At 72.1% G+C, this 14,033-nt stretch carries 11 protein-coding genes and 1 tRNA gene; 7 read left to right on the top strand and 5 right to left on the bottom strand.

Features of this window, described 5'->3' with window-relative positions:
* Window positions 1–4: 4 nt before the first annotated feature.
* Together ABZ374_RS25375 and ABZ374_RS25370 are read right to left on the bottom strand one after the other, a co-directional pair.
* Window positions 5–1,219, bottom strand: a complete 1,215-nt coding sequence (locus ABZ374_RS25375) for a lipopolysaccharide kinase InaA family protein (RefSeq protein ID WP_360314801.1) — start codon at window positions 1,217–1,219, stop codon at window positions 5–7.
* Window positions 1,216–2,070 (bottom strand): NUDIX domain-containing protein, encoded by an 855-nt coding sequence (locus ABZ374_RS25370; RefSeq protein WP_360314799.1) that lies wholly within the window; start codon window positions 2,068–2,070, stop codon window positions 1,216–1,218. The genes ABZ374_RS25375 and ABZ374_RS25370 overlap by 4 nt, the downstream gene beginning before the upstream one ends.
* A 288-nt stretch (window positions 2,071–2,358) precedes the next feature.
* On the opposite strand from ABZ374_RS25370, the gene ABZ374_RS25365 reads away from it, so the two are divergent.
* Together ABZ374_RS25365 and ABZ374_RS25360 are read left to right on the top strand one after the other, a co-directional pair.
* Window positions 2,359–3,156: an STM4013/SEN3800 family hydrolase gene (locus ABZ374_RS25365; RefSeq protein WP_360314906.1), complete on the top strand. Its 798-nt coding sequence runs from the start codon at window positions 2,359–2,361 to the stop codon at window positions 3,154–3,156.
* 85 nt (window positions 3,157–3,241) lie between these two features.
* A tRNA-Thr gene (locus ABZ374_RS25360) sits at window positions 3,242–3,317 on the top strand.
* Between the two features lie 135 nt (window positions 3,318–3,452).
* Here ABZ374_RS25360 and ABZ374_RS25355 read toward each other — a convergent pair.
* On the bottom strand, window positions 3,453–4,307 hold the full coding sequence (locus tag ABZ374_RS25355; RefSeq protein WP_360314797.1) for an ADP-ribosylglycohydrolase family protein: 855 nt from the start codon (window positions 4,305–4,307) through the stop codon (window positions 3,453–3,455).
* Window positions 4,308–4,852: 545 nt separating this feature from the next.
* Here ABZ374_RS25355 and ABZ374_RS25350 point away from each other — a divergent pair.
* From ABZ374_RS25350 to ABZ374_RS25330, 5 genes are all read left to right on the top strand, one after another.
* Window positions 4,853–7,021, top strand: a complete 2,169-nt coding sequence (locus ABZ374_RS25350) for an EAL domain-containing protein (protein WP_360314795.1) — start codon at window positions 4,853–4,855, stop codon at window positions 7,019–7,021.
* A 218-nt stretch (window positions 7,022–7,239) separates the two neighbouring features.
* The gene (locus ABZ374_RS25345; RefSeq protein WP_360314793.1) at window positions 7,240–8,520 is read left to right on the top strand and encodes a sensor histidine kinase; all 1,281 of its coding nucleotides are present in this window, start codon (window positions 7,240–7,242) and stop codon (window positions 8,518–8,520) included.
* Window positions 8,517–9,185 carry a response regulator transcription factor gene (locus ABZ374_RS25340; protein WP_360314791.1) on the top strand — a complete coding sequence of 223 codons (669 nt, stop codon included), beginning with the start codon at window positions 8,517–8,519 and terminating at the stop codon, window positions 9,183–9,185. The genes ABZ374_RS25345 and ABZ374_RS25340 overlap by 4 nt, the downstream gene beginning before the upstream one ends.
* A gap of 91 nt (window positions 9,186–9,276) precedes the next feature.
* Window positions 9,277–9,603: a hypothetical protein gene (locus tag ABZ374_RS25335; RefSeq protein WP_360314789.1), complete on the top strand. Its 327-nt coding sequence runs from the start codon at window positions 9,277–9,279 to the stop codon at window positions 9,601–9,603.
* Window positions 9,604–9,865: 262 nt separating this feature from the next.
* Complete coding sequence (locus ABZ374_RS25330; protein ID WP_360314787.1) at window positions 9,866–11,407, top strand: DUF6745 domain-containing protein; 1,542 nt, start codon at window positions 9,866–9,868, stop codon at window positions 11,405–11,407.
* A 37-nt stretch (window positions 11,408–11,444) separates the two neighbouring features.
* Here ABZ374_RS25330 and ABZ374_RS25325 read toward each other — a convergent pair whose 3' ends face one another.
* Window positions 11,445–12,404, bottom strand: a complete 960-nt coding sequence (locus ABZ374_RS25325) for a DUF1152 domain-containing protein (RefSeq protein WP_360314785.1) — start codon at window positions 12,402–12,404, stop codon at window positions 11,445–11,447.
* A 52-nt stretch (window positions 12,405–12,456) separates the two neighbouring features.
* Entirely contained in the window at window positions 12,457–14,019 is a 1,563-nt protein-coding gene (locus ABZ374_RS25320) for an AMP-binding protein (RefSeq protein ID WP_360314783.1), read from the bottom strand.
* Window positions 14,020–14,033 lie beyond the last annotated feature (14 nt).

Here is a 14,033-nt window from a genome sequence, read left to right as displayed (position 1 = left end):
GCGACTAGATGGAATCGACCGGCTCGTCGCCGGTGCGGGCGGTTTCGGCGGCCGGCGCCGGAACCTTGGTCTCGCGGCGCGTGGGCATCGCGAACGGCCGGAATCGGCGCGGTCCGTAGAGCTTGCCGAGCAGTTCGTCCAACTCGCCGAGCAGCTTCCACGCGTCGTGCGGACGGCGGGCGGGAGCGGGCAGCGAGCAGCCTCGGGCGAAGCGCAGCAGCGGCTTGGGCGCGTCCGGGGCGAGCAGGCCGGTGATGCACGCGGTGGCCATGTAGACGTCCGCGGCGGTCTCCGGCGGCTGCTTGCCGGGGATCTCCGGCGGATACAGGTCCGCGTGCCGGTCGATCATCGCCGGCACGTGCTCGACCGCCTTGGCCCGCAGGATCGCCTCCGGCCGGTCGGTGTCCGCCGGGGCGTCGAGCAACACCGAGTAGCACCAGTCGACCAGGACGAGTCCGTGCTCGCGCGGGTGGATGAGCACGTGGTCGGGGGTGATCGCACCGTGCACGACGCCGGCCCGGTGCGCGTATCCGATCGCGACGAGCAGGCGGCGCCACATCCACGCCACGTCGCGGGCGTCCAGGCCGTCCGGGTACGCCTCGCGCACCTCGGTCAACGAGCGGAAGCCGCGCACCCGTTCGAGGACGTTGGCGCGCCGCTCGATCCCGCTCTTGGCGTCCCGGTGCCGGAAGGTCTCGATCAGCCGGGGCACGTAGTTCGCGTACTGGGGATCGCCTTCGCGGGCGATCCGTTCCAGCGCGGTGGCCTCGCGCTCCATCAGGTCGTTGTCGCTCACCGAACGCGGCAGCTTGAGCAACGCCCGCGCCTCGCCGTCGTCCTCGGCCCGGTAGCCGACCTTGTACAGCGTGGCGATGTCGCCGCTCGCGCGCTCCTCGCCGACCGAGTAGACCCGGCGCTTGGTGGTGATCACCACCTGACGGCCGGTCACGCCGGTGATGTCCTGCTGATAGCGGTTCCACAATTCGCCCAACTCGGCGAAGGCGCGGGCGGCCTCGGTGCGCCGATCGGCGGGCGCGGTGTCCGGGTGGAGCAGCCGGGCGAGTTGGCGATACGTGCGGTTGCCGGCGCGCAGACACGCCTCCGGCGTGCCGTCGTAGGGCCCGAAGACGCCCTGTGGGTCCGGTGCGCGGCTCAGCAGGTCGAGCGCGGCCGGGTAGGTCGTGGGGGTGGTCGAGGTGGTGCCGGGCGTCCTTGTCATCGGGAGTCCTCCTCCGGGGACGGGCGCAGCAGCGCCGGGTGCAGCAGACGTGCGGGGCCCGCGCGGTACAGCCGGGCGCGGCGACCGCCGCGAGCCCCGCCGCGCGCGGTGGTGGCGCCGGTGTCCTCGACGAAGCCGGGCACGGACAGCACCTTGCGGTGGAAGTTGCCGGCGTGCATGGGTTGTCCCCACACCGCCTGGTAGACCTCGCGCAGTTCGGTGACGGTGAATTCCTCACCGGCGAACGCGGTGGCCAGTGGCGAGTATTCGAGTTTGGCACGGGCGCGCTCCAGGCCGTCGGCGAGGATGCGCGCGTGGTCGAAGGCCAGCGTGTCCGGATCGACCTCGGCCACCGGCACCCACAGTGCGTGGGCGGCGTCGCCGCCGGCGGTCGGGTCGGGCAGGTCCGGCGCGAAGGCCAGGTGCGCGACCGAGACGATCCGCATCCGCGGGTCGCGTCCGGGCGCACCGTAGGTGCCCAGTTGTTCGAGGTGCACCCGGTCGAGTCGAGCACCGGCGGCGAGCCCGGTCTCCTCGGCCAGTTCGCGCGCGGCGGCCTCGCCCAGGTCCTCCTCGTGCCGGGTGCCGTCCGGGTCGACCACGGGCCGCACGAAGCCGCCGGGCAGCGCGAGCCGGCCCGCGAAGGGCATCTCGCCGCGCCGCACGAGCAGCACGTGCAGTGCCTTGGGCGACTCCTCGCCGGTGCCCTCCGGCGCGGTGCCCGCCCGGTCGGCGCCGCCGAGTTGGCGAATCGTCAGCGCGACGATGTCGACGGTCACCGCGATCGGATCCCAGGCCCTGGGGTCGTAGGACGCGAGCCATTCGCGTTCGGTGATGGCAGTGTCGGCCATGTCGCACTTCCCTCCGATGTGCCCACTGCGATGCACGTCCGACGCAGTCCCGCCGGTTCACGTTCCCGACACCGACTCGACGGTTGTTCTCCGAATGAGATGTTCTTAGGTTGAGAACAACATACACGGCGACCCGGACACCGGCGAGGGGGTTATCCCTCGAAGAGTCGCCTCCCTCTGGTAGGCATGGGCGATCCATTCGCCGCCCGCGTGCGGACCACCGGCGGCGGCCCCGAACACCCGAGCAGATGCGGAGAAGGTGGCATGTCCGATATGACCGGTCCCGACATGAACGCCGTCGTGGGCGAGCAGGACCTACTGCTCGTCACGCTCGACGCGCTGCGGTACGACGTGGCCGTCGAGCTCGCCGCGGCCGGCAGGCTGCCCAACCTCTCCCGGGTCCTGCCCGAGGGCGGCTGGCAACGCCGTTACACCCCGGCCGCCCTCGCCTTCGCCGCGCACACCGCGTTCCTGGCGGGCTACCTGCCCACCCCGGCGGGCCCCGGCCCGCACCCGCGCCTGTTCGCCGCCCGACGCGGCGACACCGAGTCCACCGACGCGCACACGTGGTTGTTCGACACCCCGGACCTGCCCAGCGCGCTGACCAAGGCGGGCTACCACACCGCGTGCATCGGCGGCGTCGGCTGCTTCGACAAACAGGGCGCGCTCGACTCGGTGTTGCCGGGGATGTTCGCCGAGAGCCACTGGGACCCCGAACTCGGCGTCACCTCACCGATCTCGTTCGAGGCCCAGGTCGCCCGCGCCGAACTGGTGGTCGGCGGCCTCGACCCGGACCGCCGACTCTTCCTGCTCGTCGACGTCGCCGCCATCGCCCAGCCGAACTGGTTCCACACCCCGGGCGCCACCGCCGCCGACGGCGACAACCGCGACACGCACGCCGCCGCGCTGGAGTACGTGGACCGGCACCTGGGCCGGCTGTTTCGCGCGATGAGCTGCCGCAGGCCCTGCTTCGCGATCGTCACCGCCGACCACGGCACCGCCTACGACGAACGTGCGGAGGCGGCCCGCGAAGTGGTGTGGACCGTCCCGTATGCGCACTTCACGATGAGCCCCGGCGAGTGGTGAAACGCGCCCGACGAGGTCGATCCGGATCCGCTCGTGGATCAAGTTGGCGAACCGAACGCGGATCCGGTAAGTTTTCGCCGCGCAGGCCCCAATAGCTCAGTCGGTAGAGCGTCTCCATGGTAAGGAGAAGGTCTACGGTTCGATTCCGTATTGGGGCTCCAGGCAAACGAGAGGCCCCCCGGTCCGCCGGGGGGCCTCTCGCGTTTCGCCGATCCGTCCCTCGGGACGTCCCGGGCCGGATCTTTCGCCGGTCTTTCACCGACGCGCCGCGGCCGACCGGGCCCGCCCGGCGCGGCTCAGCCGAACCGGGCCGCCAACCGCGCGTCCAGGCCCGCGAGATGCTCTCGTCCGTAGGGGCCGTTCTCCAGGCCCGCCACCAGCGCGGGCGGCAGGTCCTGGGTGTACTCGGCCGAGCAACTCGCCGCCGCGAGCGCGATGGTGGCCACCGTGTCCACGTCGCCGGTGTACGCCACACACGCCTTCAACAACGCGGCCGTGCCGGTGTGCGCGGCCAGCGCGGTGATCGCCGCGCGGGTGCTGTCCATGCCCGGCGAGCCGACCTTGCCGCGCCACGGCTGCGCCCACACGGCCGGCCCGGTCGACGCGGGCAGCGTCGCCACCAGCCACGTCGGCAGTTCGGCGACCGGACCCAGGCCGTACCGGCAGTAGTGCACCGCCAGCGCCGCCGCGGTCGCCGAGGTCATCCCGCCGAGCGTGCGGTGGGTGATCCGGGCCTGCGTCGCCGCCATCCGGCGCACGTCGGCCGGGTCCGGCAAGAGGCCCAGCACGCCCGCGCGCATCGCCGCGCCACTCTTGTCGCTCTCCGGCCGCAATACCGCCAGCAACTCCGTGCCGTCGGCGACCTCCTCCAGTACGCCACGAAACCCCCGCGCGTAACCGGCGCGCGCGTCACGCTTGTACGCCCGCACGAACAGGTCCGCGAGCGCCGGTATCCCGTGATCGTCGCCGAGCAACCATTCGGCGACCGCGATACTCATCTGCGTGTCGTCGGTATATCGGCCGGGCAGCACGTCACGATGACGAGGATGCTGCACATAACCGGCGAGTGTGTTGCCTCGCACGACGAACGAACGATCGGCGTACTCGAATCCCGCCCCGTACGCATCCCCTACCGCGAGTTCCACCAACATCGGGACCACTTCCTCCACTCGGGTGGACCGCCGGGCAACCGCGGCGACGGCGCCCCACCTCGCCGACTCGTGGCGGTAGAGCGTACCGTTGCCCGGGGGCGGCAACCTGATGGTCCGTCAGTCGTCGCGTGGGGAGCCCTGCGTGCGCCGGAGTGCGAGGGCGTACGCCACAATTCGGTACGGACCCGCGCGCACCACATGTCCCTCTCCGGAGTGATGCTCCTCGCGCCGTGTCCAACTACAAGACGTTTCCGCGCCGCGGCGGATACCGTCAACGATGATCACGCGATCGTCGGGACACACCGGAGGTACCAACCGGCTCGTCCGAACGGGTGATAACGGGTGATGTGGCTCGTTCACACGGCCGCTGGGGATTGTGGCCGGCTCGTCCGAGCGGCGACCGCACCGACATTGCACGGTGACGGATCGCCCCCGAGGAGGAAAGGTGGGGCGGTGGATCGACCATCATGGGCGCCGGGCACAGCGTGGGTCCAGGCGTGCCGGGGGACCGGCATGTGCGCCCGGACCACCGTGGGGAGCGCAGGGTGAACGGCGGTACGGACGACGCGCGGGCCGACGGGGCCAGGCCGTCGCTGAGCCGATTCGCCCGCGACTGGGCCCGGGCCGTCGAAGGCACCAGCTTCGTCCCGTTGAGCGGTGCCGAGATCGAGCAATACCTGCGCGACCAGGCGCTGCGCCTGGCGCAGGCGCTGCGCACCGAGCCGTTCGACCCGGCCGCGGCGCGCGAGGTCGGCGCGTCCCTCGTCGGCGAACACTTCACCGGCAGCGGCACGCTGGAGCGCACCCTGGGCCTGGTCGGCCCGTGGTGGCCCATCCTGCGCCGCGAGGCGGTCTCCCGCGGTCGGGATCCCGACGCGTACCTGGAGCGCATCGCCGGGCTGATGGGGGCGCTCGCGGCGGGCTACGCGGAGGCGCTGCGCCGGCGGACCCTGGACGAGCAGGAGGCCATCCACGCCGCCGTCCTGGTCGCCCGGGACAGCGCGGAGCACGCACTGCACACGAGTGAAGCGCGCTTTCGGGCCGTTTTCGACCAGGCCGCGATCGGCATCGGGATCGGCGACGTCGACGGCAACGTGATCGACGTCAACCAGGCGATGACCACGATGTTCGCGGCCAGCGTCGAGGAGATGTGCAAGCGGCAGGTCCGCGACTTCATGCACGACGGCGACACCGACCACATGTGGAAGCTCTACGACGAGTTGATCAGCGGCGAACGCGACCACTTCGCCCTGGAGAAGCAGTTCGAGAAGGCCGACGGCGAGACGTTGTGGACGCACCTGTCGTTGTCCCTGGTCCGCGACTCCAAGGGCAGCCCCGAGTACCAGGTCTGCATGCTGGAGGACGTCACCGACCGGCACCGCCTGCACACCCGGCTGCGCCACCAGGCGATGCACGACCAGCTCACCGGGCTGCCCAACCGCGCGCTGTTCGTCGAACGACTGACCGCCGCGTTCGAACACCCGGGCCCCGGTGACCGGGTCGGCCTGTGCTACCTGGACCTGGACGGGTTCAAGGTGGTCAACGACAGCCTCGGGCACGACGTGGGCGACCAGTTGCTGGTCGCGGTCGCCCGGCGGCTGAGTCGGTACGCGGGCCAGGCCGGGCACCTGATGGCGCGGATGGGCGGCGACGAGTTCGTCATCCTGGTCGAGCACTCCACCGGCACCGGCCAGGTGGTGGCGCTGGCCGACGGCGTGTTCGCCGCGCTGCGCGAGCCGTTCCGCATCCGCGGCCACGACCTGACGGTCACCGCGAGCATCGGCATCGTGGAGCGGCCGGTGGCCGGCACCAGCCCGGCGGACACGCTGCGGGCGGCCGACATAACGCTCTACTGGGCCAAGTCCGACGGGCGCGGGCGCTGGACGGTGTTCGACACCGACCGCAACGACCGCGAGGTGGCGCGCTACACGCTGTCCGCGGAGATGCCCGCCGCGTTGCACCACGGCGAGTTCTACGTCGACTACCAGCCGCTCGTCTCGCTCGCCGACGGCGGTGTGCTCGGCGTCGAGGCGCTGGTGCGCTGGCGCCATCCGCGCAACGGCCTGGTCGGCCCGGACCGCTTCATCGGGCTGGCCGAGGAGACCGGGCTGATCGTGCCGCTGGGCATGCACGTGCTGGAGCAGGCGTGCCGCGAGGCACGCCGCTGGCAGGACCTGGAGCCGGACGGCGCCCCCTTCATCAGCGTCAACCTGGCCGAACGCCAGTGCCGCGAACCGGGCCTGGTACGCCAGGTGGAGCGGGTGCTGGCCGAGACGGGCCTGGATCCGGGCCGACTGCAATTCGAGCTGACCGAGAGTCAGATCATGTCCACCGACGGTGGTCCGCTGGAGCGACTGCGCGAACTGGCCGCGATGGGCATCCGGATCGCGATCGACGACTTCGGCACCGGCTACTCGAACCTGGCCTACCTGCGTCGACTGCCGGTCTGCGAGCTGAAGATCGCCGGCTCCTTCGTCGAGGGCCTGCGGCAACCCGGCGACTCCGATCCGGTGGACGGCCGGATCGTGGCCTCGCTGGTCGAACTGGCGCACGCGATCGGCCTGACGGTGACCGCGGAGGGCATCGAGACCGCGGTCCAGGCGGAGCGGCTGCGGGCGATCGGCTGTGACGCCGGGCAGGGTTGGTACTTCTCCCGGCCCGGGCCGCCGGACCGCATCGAGGGCATGTTGGCGGGGGTCAAGGAGCGCAGTTGAGGGTGGGGCCACGCCGGCTCGGTCCGGCGGCCCCGACGGCGGGTCGGTGCGGGTCGGTGCAATGCGCCGCACCGATACCCGTAGTACCCGAGAGCCACTCGACGGGTGAGCCCCCTGGCGGGATGTCCGCGGCCGGGGACCGCGCCTAGCGTCGGTGCCGAAGGCGCGCACGAGGCCCGCCCGGACGGCGGAGGTGCGGCGTGCCTAGAGTTGATCTTGTGCGAGGGGAGGGCGGGGGCCGGATCAGGACGGCGGTGGGCGCGCTCGTGCGCACCCTGCGCGCCGACCTGTGGACGGGCGCTCCCGACCCGCTGCCGCGCCGTTGGCGGGACTGGCAACCCGCGTCCGCGGTGTTGTTGGTGTTCCTGGCGATCCCGGCCGCGGTGGTCAACATCAACCAACTCGTCTGGCAGTACGGCCTGAGCCAGCCGGCCGGCATCCTGCTCGGCGGCGCCCCGTCGGTGGCGATCGTGGTCGCGATGTTCCGGCCGGTGCAGGCGTGGTGGGCGGTGACCGCGGCGATGGTCGTCGTCGCGCTGGCGGCGAACCCGGACACCCCGCAGCTGTACCCGTGGACCGGGACCGGGATCGCGCTGCACGCCGCCGCGGTGTTCATGGTCGCGCTGCGGGCCCGGCCGCGCGTCACGTTCGAGGTGCTGGCGATCAGCCTGCTGATCGGGACACTGCTGCACGTCACCTTCTTCGCCCCCATGCGCAGGTTCGACCTGGAATCGGCCGCGGTGACGCTGACCATCGCGGCGGTGGTCGGTGCCTCGCTGCGCGGCCGTCGGCAGGCCCGGACCGCGTTGGTGGTCCAGTCCGAACTCACCGCCGAGGAGCGGGCCCGGCGCACCCTTCTGGAGGAACGCACCCGGATCGCCCGCGAGTTGCACGACGTGGTCGCGCACCACATGTCGGTGATCTCGATCCAGGCCCAGGTCGCGCCGCATCTGGTGGACAATCCCTCCGAGGCGCTCAAGGAAAACCTGGTCGGCATCCGGGCGAACGCGGTCGACGCGCTCACCGAGCTGCGCCGGGTGCTGGGTGTGCTGCGCTCCGAGAACGACCTGTCCGAGGCCGTCCGGCACGCCCCACAGCCCACCCTGGATCGGCTGGACGAGCTGGTCGCCAACGTGCGCGGCGCCGGTCTGGAGGTGGACACCCGGATCACCGGCGAGCGGCGGGCACTGCCGCCCGGGGTCGAGCTGTCCGCGTTCCGGATCGTGCAGGAGGCGCTCAGCAACGTGTTGCGGCACGCGCCGGGAGCGGCGATTCGGGTGGAGCTGGGTTATCAGGCGACCGGCTTGGCGATCCGGGTCGCCAACACCGCGAGCGAGCCGCTCGATTCGTCCGCCCCGTCGACTCCGCCGGGCGGCGGGCACGGGATGCTCGGAATGCGCGAGCGGGTCGCCATGCTGGGGGGCGATTTCGCCGGCGGGCCGATCCCCGACGGCGGTTACGAGGTCGTGGCCAGACTGCCTTTGGGGGGCGATTCGTGAGCATCAAGGTGTTGATCGCCGACGACCAGATGATGGTCCGGCAGGGCTTCACCGTCCTGCTGAACGCGGAGCCCGACATCGAGGTGGTCGGGCAGGCCGTCGACGGCCTCGACGCGGTCGGGCAGGTGGCCGAACTCGCGCCCGACGTGGTGCTGATGGACATCCGGATGCCTCGGCTGGGCGGCATCGAGGCCACCGGGCGGATCACCGGATCCGCCGGCACGGCGACCAAGGTGCTCGTGCTGACCACGTTCGATCTGGACGAGTACGTGTACGAGGCGCTGCGCGCGGGCGCGTCCGGCTTCCTCCTCAAGGACGCCTCGGCCGAGGAACTCGCGCACGCGGTACGGGTGGTGGCCGCCGGGGACGCGCTGCTCGCGCCGAACCTGACCAAGCGCCTGATCGGCGAGTTCTCCCGTCTGGCCGGTGCGCCGCGGGTCCCGCTCAAGGACCGCGTCGGCGACCTCACCGAACGCGAGACCGAAGTGTTGTCGCTGATCGCCCAGGGCCTGTCCAACGCCGAGATCGCGGCCCGCCTGGTGGTGGCCGAGCAGACGGTGAAGACCCACGTCGGTCGCATCCTGGTCAAGCTGGGCCTGCGTGACCGGACCCAGGCCGCGGTGTACGCCTACGAGACCGGGCTGATCCGGCCGGCGGGCTACTGATCGGCGGCGCGGCCTGTCGGTCGGGGTGGTTAGCGTGTTCGGCGGTGGGGTTGAGCCACCGTCGATTCGACCATCCCGATGGAGGTTTGCCATGTTTCGCCAGGGCGACATCCTGCTGCAACCGATCAAGGCACAGACCGTGCCCACCGGCGTCGAGGCGCTGCCGACCAAACCCCGGGACGCCCGCGGCCGACTCGTGCTGGCGCTCGGCGAGGCCACCGGGCACGCCCACGCGGTGGTCGGCAGTGGCACGCTGTACCTGGCCCCGGAACCGATGCTGATCGGCCACCTGCACCTGGACGAGGCCACCCGCATCGTGCACGAGGAACACGCCACGATCGACCTGCCGAAGGGCTGGTACCGAGTGGTCCGCCAACGCGAGTACATCCCGGGCGCGGTCCGGATGGTGGCGGACTAGATCCGGTCCGGCACGTCCGCCGACGCGCCTTCGGGCCCGGGCTCTTTCCGGCTCGCCGGCTCGAACGCGGGCTCGGGATCGGGTCGGAGCCGACATCCACCGCAGCCGGGTCGGAGCCGGTGGAACCATGGTCTCCGCGCTCGACACACCCCGACGCGCCGAGCCGATCCGGTGGGCGAGGATCATCCGACGCGTCGAGCCGACCGGTCCGGCCCGAGCTTTCGCCGCCGACCGGGCGCAACCGCACACCACGGGAGACACGATGGCCACGCCGCCCCGCAAGCTGCCCGGGATCGCGCTGCCGCGCAAGGCCCTCGCCCCGCGCCCGCCAAACCCGCCCGCGCCGCCCGCCAATCCGGCGGCGGCGGCCTGGGCGGCGCTGCGGGCACGCGAGGAACGGGCCGCGCGCGAGGCCGAGTCCGCGGCGCGGGCCACTCCCCCGCTCGACGAGGCACCGCACGAGCCGCCACAGCCGAGCCCCCACCGGGCACGGCGCACCCCGCTGCACGCGCCGACCCGGGCCGCCGAGCCCGCGGGGGCGACCGGGCCGACCGCCCACGACGCCCGGGCCGCCGCCGACCGCGCCCGGCCGACCCCGCAACACGCGCCGGTCGTCGGCCGGCCGCGACCCGCCCCTCGGCCGGTGCTCGGCCTCGCGGATCGGCTCGCCCTGGCCGAGGCCACCACCGACTGGGCGCACGTCGCCGCCGCCACCGGTCCCGCCGATCGGCCCGCCGCCGAGGAGGCCATCCGGGCCGTGTATCGGGCCGCCGGGTTGTCCGAGCCGGAGCGGGTGGTCTGGTACGACTCGCCCCTCGCGGCGGCGGTGGCCGCGACCGTGGCGGCGGGCACGTGCAAGCCCGCCGACCTGGCCGCCACCCGGCTGTCGGTCAAGGTGCCCGGGCGGCCGGGCCGGCCTGTGCAGGAACGGCTCTGGAGCGGCCCCTGGACGGCCGCCAAGGCCCAGGCCACCGCGGTGCTGGGGGCGGGCGGCTGGGAGCTCGCCTGGGCCGAGGGCGCCGACCGGCTGTGGGAGCCCACCCGGCAGCTCACCGAGCGCATCCGCGAGGCGGTGCACTCCGGCGTCGGCGCGTGGGACCCCTCGGTGCGCACCCCCGCCTCGCGCGGCCGCTGGGACATCGCGGACAAGGTCCGCGCGACCACGCACAGCGCGCTGGGCGGCCAACACGACGCGGCCTGGCTCGCGGTCTTCGACGGACTCAAGGAGCGCTTCCCCGAGTTCGACTTCCCGGTCCTGGCCGAACTCGCCGAGGTGGCCCGGCACGTCGGCTGGTGGTGGCCGTACGAGCGGGTCGTGCTGGTCAGCGAACGGCCCACCACGATGCATCGCGACGACCAGTCGCGGCTGCACAACGGCGACGGCCCCGCGCTGACCTACGCCGACGGCTTCGCGCTGCACGCGTGGCGCGGCATGCCGGTGCCGGCCGATTTCGTCGGCGGTCTCGGCCCCGGCGGCAGCCGGCTGACCGTACGCGCGATCCACAACGAGGACAACGCCGAGCTGCGCCGGGTAATGCTGGAGATCTACGGCTACGACCGCTACCTGCGCGAGGTCGGTGCCCAGCCGTTGGATCGGGACGAGACCGGCGTGTTGTGGGAGATCGAACTCGACGACGACGAACCGATCATGATGGTCGAGGTGCTCAACTCCACGCCCGAACCGGACGGCAGCACCCGCACCTACTGGCTGCGCGTGCCGCCGGACACCGAGACCGCCCGCGAGGGTGTGGCCTGGACGTTCGGCCTGAGCCCGGAGGAATACCGCCCGTCGCACGAGACCTGACGCCCGGTCACCGATCCGGTCGGCGCCCCGCCGGGCCTCAGTGCGGGATCGCCTGCCTCGGCCGGGTGAACGCCAACTCGTCGCGAAACTCGTCGATGCGCCGCGCGACGTCCCAGATGCTCTCGGTGCCCTCCAGCCGCGACAGGTACAACGAGCGTTCGGCCAGGCCGACCAGGTCGACGGTGAAGTACACGCTCATCAGCGGATTGATGAACAGCTCGCTGTTTCCGGTGCGTTCGGTGAAGTGCGCGTCGCCGAACCGCCCGTGCAGGGCCGAGGCGACCGAGCCCTGCACGATGCTCGGCCGCTGCGGGGTGCGCCGGTTCGCATACGCCACCGCGTCCAGGTACAGCGCTCCCTCCCGCGATTCGCGCGGAATCGACAACGCGCCGAGGTAGTGCCCCTCCCGGGTAAGCGCCGCCAGGTTCTCCAACACCTGCGCGTGGCAGATGCCGTGGTAGGAGTCGATGCCGAAGCCGAGCGAGACGACCAGCCGGGTCGGCACCCGCACACCCGCCACCGCGGCGAGGCTGGTCATGTCCTCCTCCGGGGTGCCCAACGACGCCTCGTCGCCGCGCATCAGGATGTCGGTGCCGCCGTCCACGAGCACGATCGCGTCCACGTCCAGGTCCTTGACCAACCGCCGATACGCGGCCCGCAGCGGCTTGACCCCGGTCTTCCCGAACGCGTAGACGGTGTCGGCGAAACCGTTGCGCCCGAGCCAGCTCGCCAGCGTGCGCTCCGGGAAGTAGTCGTCGTTGCCCGATGTGTCCGGTCGCACCGCGGCGAGTCCGGGCAACAGCCGACTCGCCGACGGCAGCCGATCCACGGTCACGAACGACAGGTTCGCGTAGTGCACCCGCTTGCCCTGCTCGGCCAGCGCGAGCCCCAGCGGCAGTCCGGAGAACACGTCGAAACCACCCCCCGCCCCCGCGATCAACACGGAACGGGCGTCCCGCAGACGGGCGAAGACCGGAGGTTCGGCAAGGGTGAACACGCGCGGACGGTATCAAGGCACCCGGGCCGTACGCCAAGGCAATTGCCGATCCTCAGGTCGAACCCGACGCTGCCGCCCGGTACTCGTCGATCAGCAGCCGCTTATACAACTTCCCGGTCGGATGCCGAGGCAACTCGGCGCGGAAGTCCACCGATCGCGGGCACTTGTAGTGCGCGATCCGGGCCCGGCAGTAGGCGATCAGCTCGCGGGCCAACTCCGGCCCCGGCGTCGCGCCTTCGGCCGGTTGCACGACCGCCTTGACCTGTTCGCCCAGTTCCGCGTCCGGGACGCCGAACACCGCGACGTCGGCGATCGCGGGATGCAGCGCGAGCAGGTTCTCCACCTCCTGCGGATAGATGTTCACCCCACCGCTGATCACCATGTGCGATTGGCGATCCGTCAGATACAGATAGCCGTCCGCGTCCAGGTGCCCGATGTCGCCGAGGGTGGTCCAGCCCCGGCCCGCCGGATCACGGCCGGCCTCGGTCTTGTCCGGGTCGCCGTGGTACGAGAACTGCGGCCCGTCGGCGAAGTAGACCAGACCGTCCTCGCCCACCGGCAGTTCCCGCCCCGCACCGTCGCAGATGTGCGGCGTGCCCAGGATCGCCCGCCCGACCGTGCCCCGGTGCGCGAGCCACTCACGGGGCCCGCAGCCGACGTAGCCGTTGCCCTCGGTGCCGGCGTAGTACTCGTGCAACACCGGTCCCCACCAGTCCAGCATGCATTCCTTGACCTCGGGCGGACACGGCGCGGCGGCGTGCACCGCGTAGCGCAGCGAGGACAGGTCGTAGCGTTCGCGCGTGTCGGCCGGCAGCTTGAGCATCCGCACGAACATCGTCGGCACCCACTGGCTGTGCGTCACCCGATACCGCTCGATCGCGGCCAGCGCGGCCTCCGGGTCGAAACGCTCCAGGACCACCACGGTGTGCCCGGCGCGCAGGAACTGCATGCAGTAGCGCAGCGGCGCCGCGTGGTAGAGCGGCGCGGGACACAGGTAGACGTCGCCGCCCTCGCCCGAGGTGTCCATCCCGTACAGCGCGCCGATCAGGCGGAACAGGGTCAGCGCCGGCCCGGTGCCCAGCGGGTGCTCCTCGCGTTTGGGCAGTACCCCCTTGGGGCGACCGGTGGTGCCGGACGAGTAGAGCATGTCCGCGCCCTCGAACCGGCTCGCGAGCGGCGTGCTCGGGCAGGTGCGGACCGCGACCTCGTACGGTTCGAAGCCGGGCACCGCGCCGTCCAGCATCAGCCACCGCTCCACCCGGGGCGCCCGGTCGCGGATGGCGCCCGCGAGTTCGGCCTGCGCGGCCGAGGTGACGAACACCCGGGCCCCGCAGTTGTCCACGACATAGGCCAGTTCGTCCGGATGCAGTCGTACGCCCACCGGCGTGTAGATCAGCCCCGAGCACTGCGCGGCCCAGGTGAGCGCGAGGTAGAGCGGGTGGTTCTCCAGCGCGATCGCGACGTGGTCCCCCGGGCGCAGCCCGGCGTCGTACAGCAGGTGGGCGAAGCGGTTGCACTCCGCGTCCAGTTCGGCGTAGCCGACGACCCGGCCGGTGCCGGCCATGATCACGGCGGGGCGGTGCGGGTGCGCGGCGGCGGTGACACCGGGATGCATGGGCGATCCTCGTC

The organism is Embleya sp. NPDC005971 (genome assembly GCF_040629175.1).
Classification (GTDB): Bacteria; Actinomycetota; Actinomycetes; order Streptomycetales; family Streptomycetaceae; genus Embleya.
Note: the sequence above shows the minus strand (reverse complement) of the source record. Positions and strands in the feature narration are given on the sequence as shown.

Excerpts from the sequence above, each read along its gene's own strand:
- ABZ374_RS25375 (WP_360314801.1), bottom strand. The coding sequence starts at position 1,219 with ATGACAAGGACGCCCGGCACCACCTCGACCACCCCCACGACCTACCCG.
- ABZ374_RS25370 (WP_360314799.1), bottom strand. The coding sequence starts at position 2,070 with ATGGCCGACACTGCCATCACCGAACGCGAATGGCTCGCGTCCTACGAC.
- ABZ374_RS25365 (WP_360314906.1), top strand. The coding sequence starts at position 2,359 with ATGAACGCCGTCGTGGGCGAGCAGGACCTACTGCTCGTCACGCTCGAC.
- ABZ374_RS25355 (WP_360314797.1), bottom strand. The coding sequence starts at position 4,307 with ATGTTGGTGGAACTCGCGGTAGGGGATGCGTACGGGGCGGGATTCGAG.
- ABZ374_RS25335 (WP_360314789.1), top strand. The coding sequence starts at position 9,277 with ATGTTTCGCCAGGGCGACATCCTGCTGCAACCGATCAAGGCACAGACC.
- ABZ374_RS25330 (WP_360314787.1), top strand. The coding sequence starts at position 9,866 with ATGGCCACGCCGCCCCGCAAGCTGCCCGGGATCGCGCTGCCGCGCAAG.
- ABZ374_RS25320 (WP_360314783.1), bottom strand. The coding sequence starts at position 14,019 with ATGCATCCCGGTGTCACCGCCGCCGCGCACCCGCACCGCCCCGCCGTG.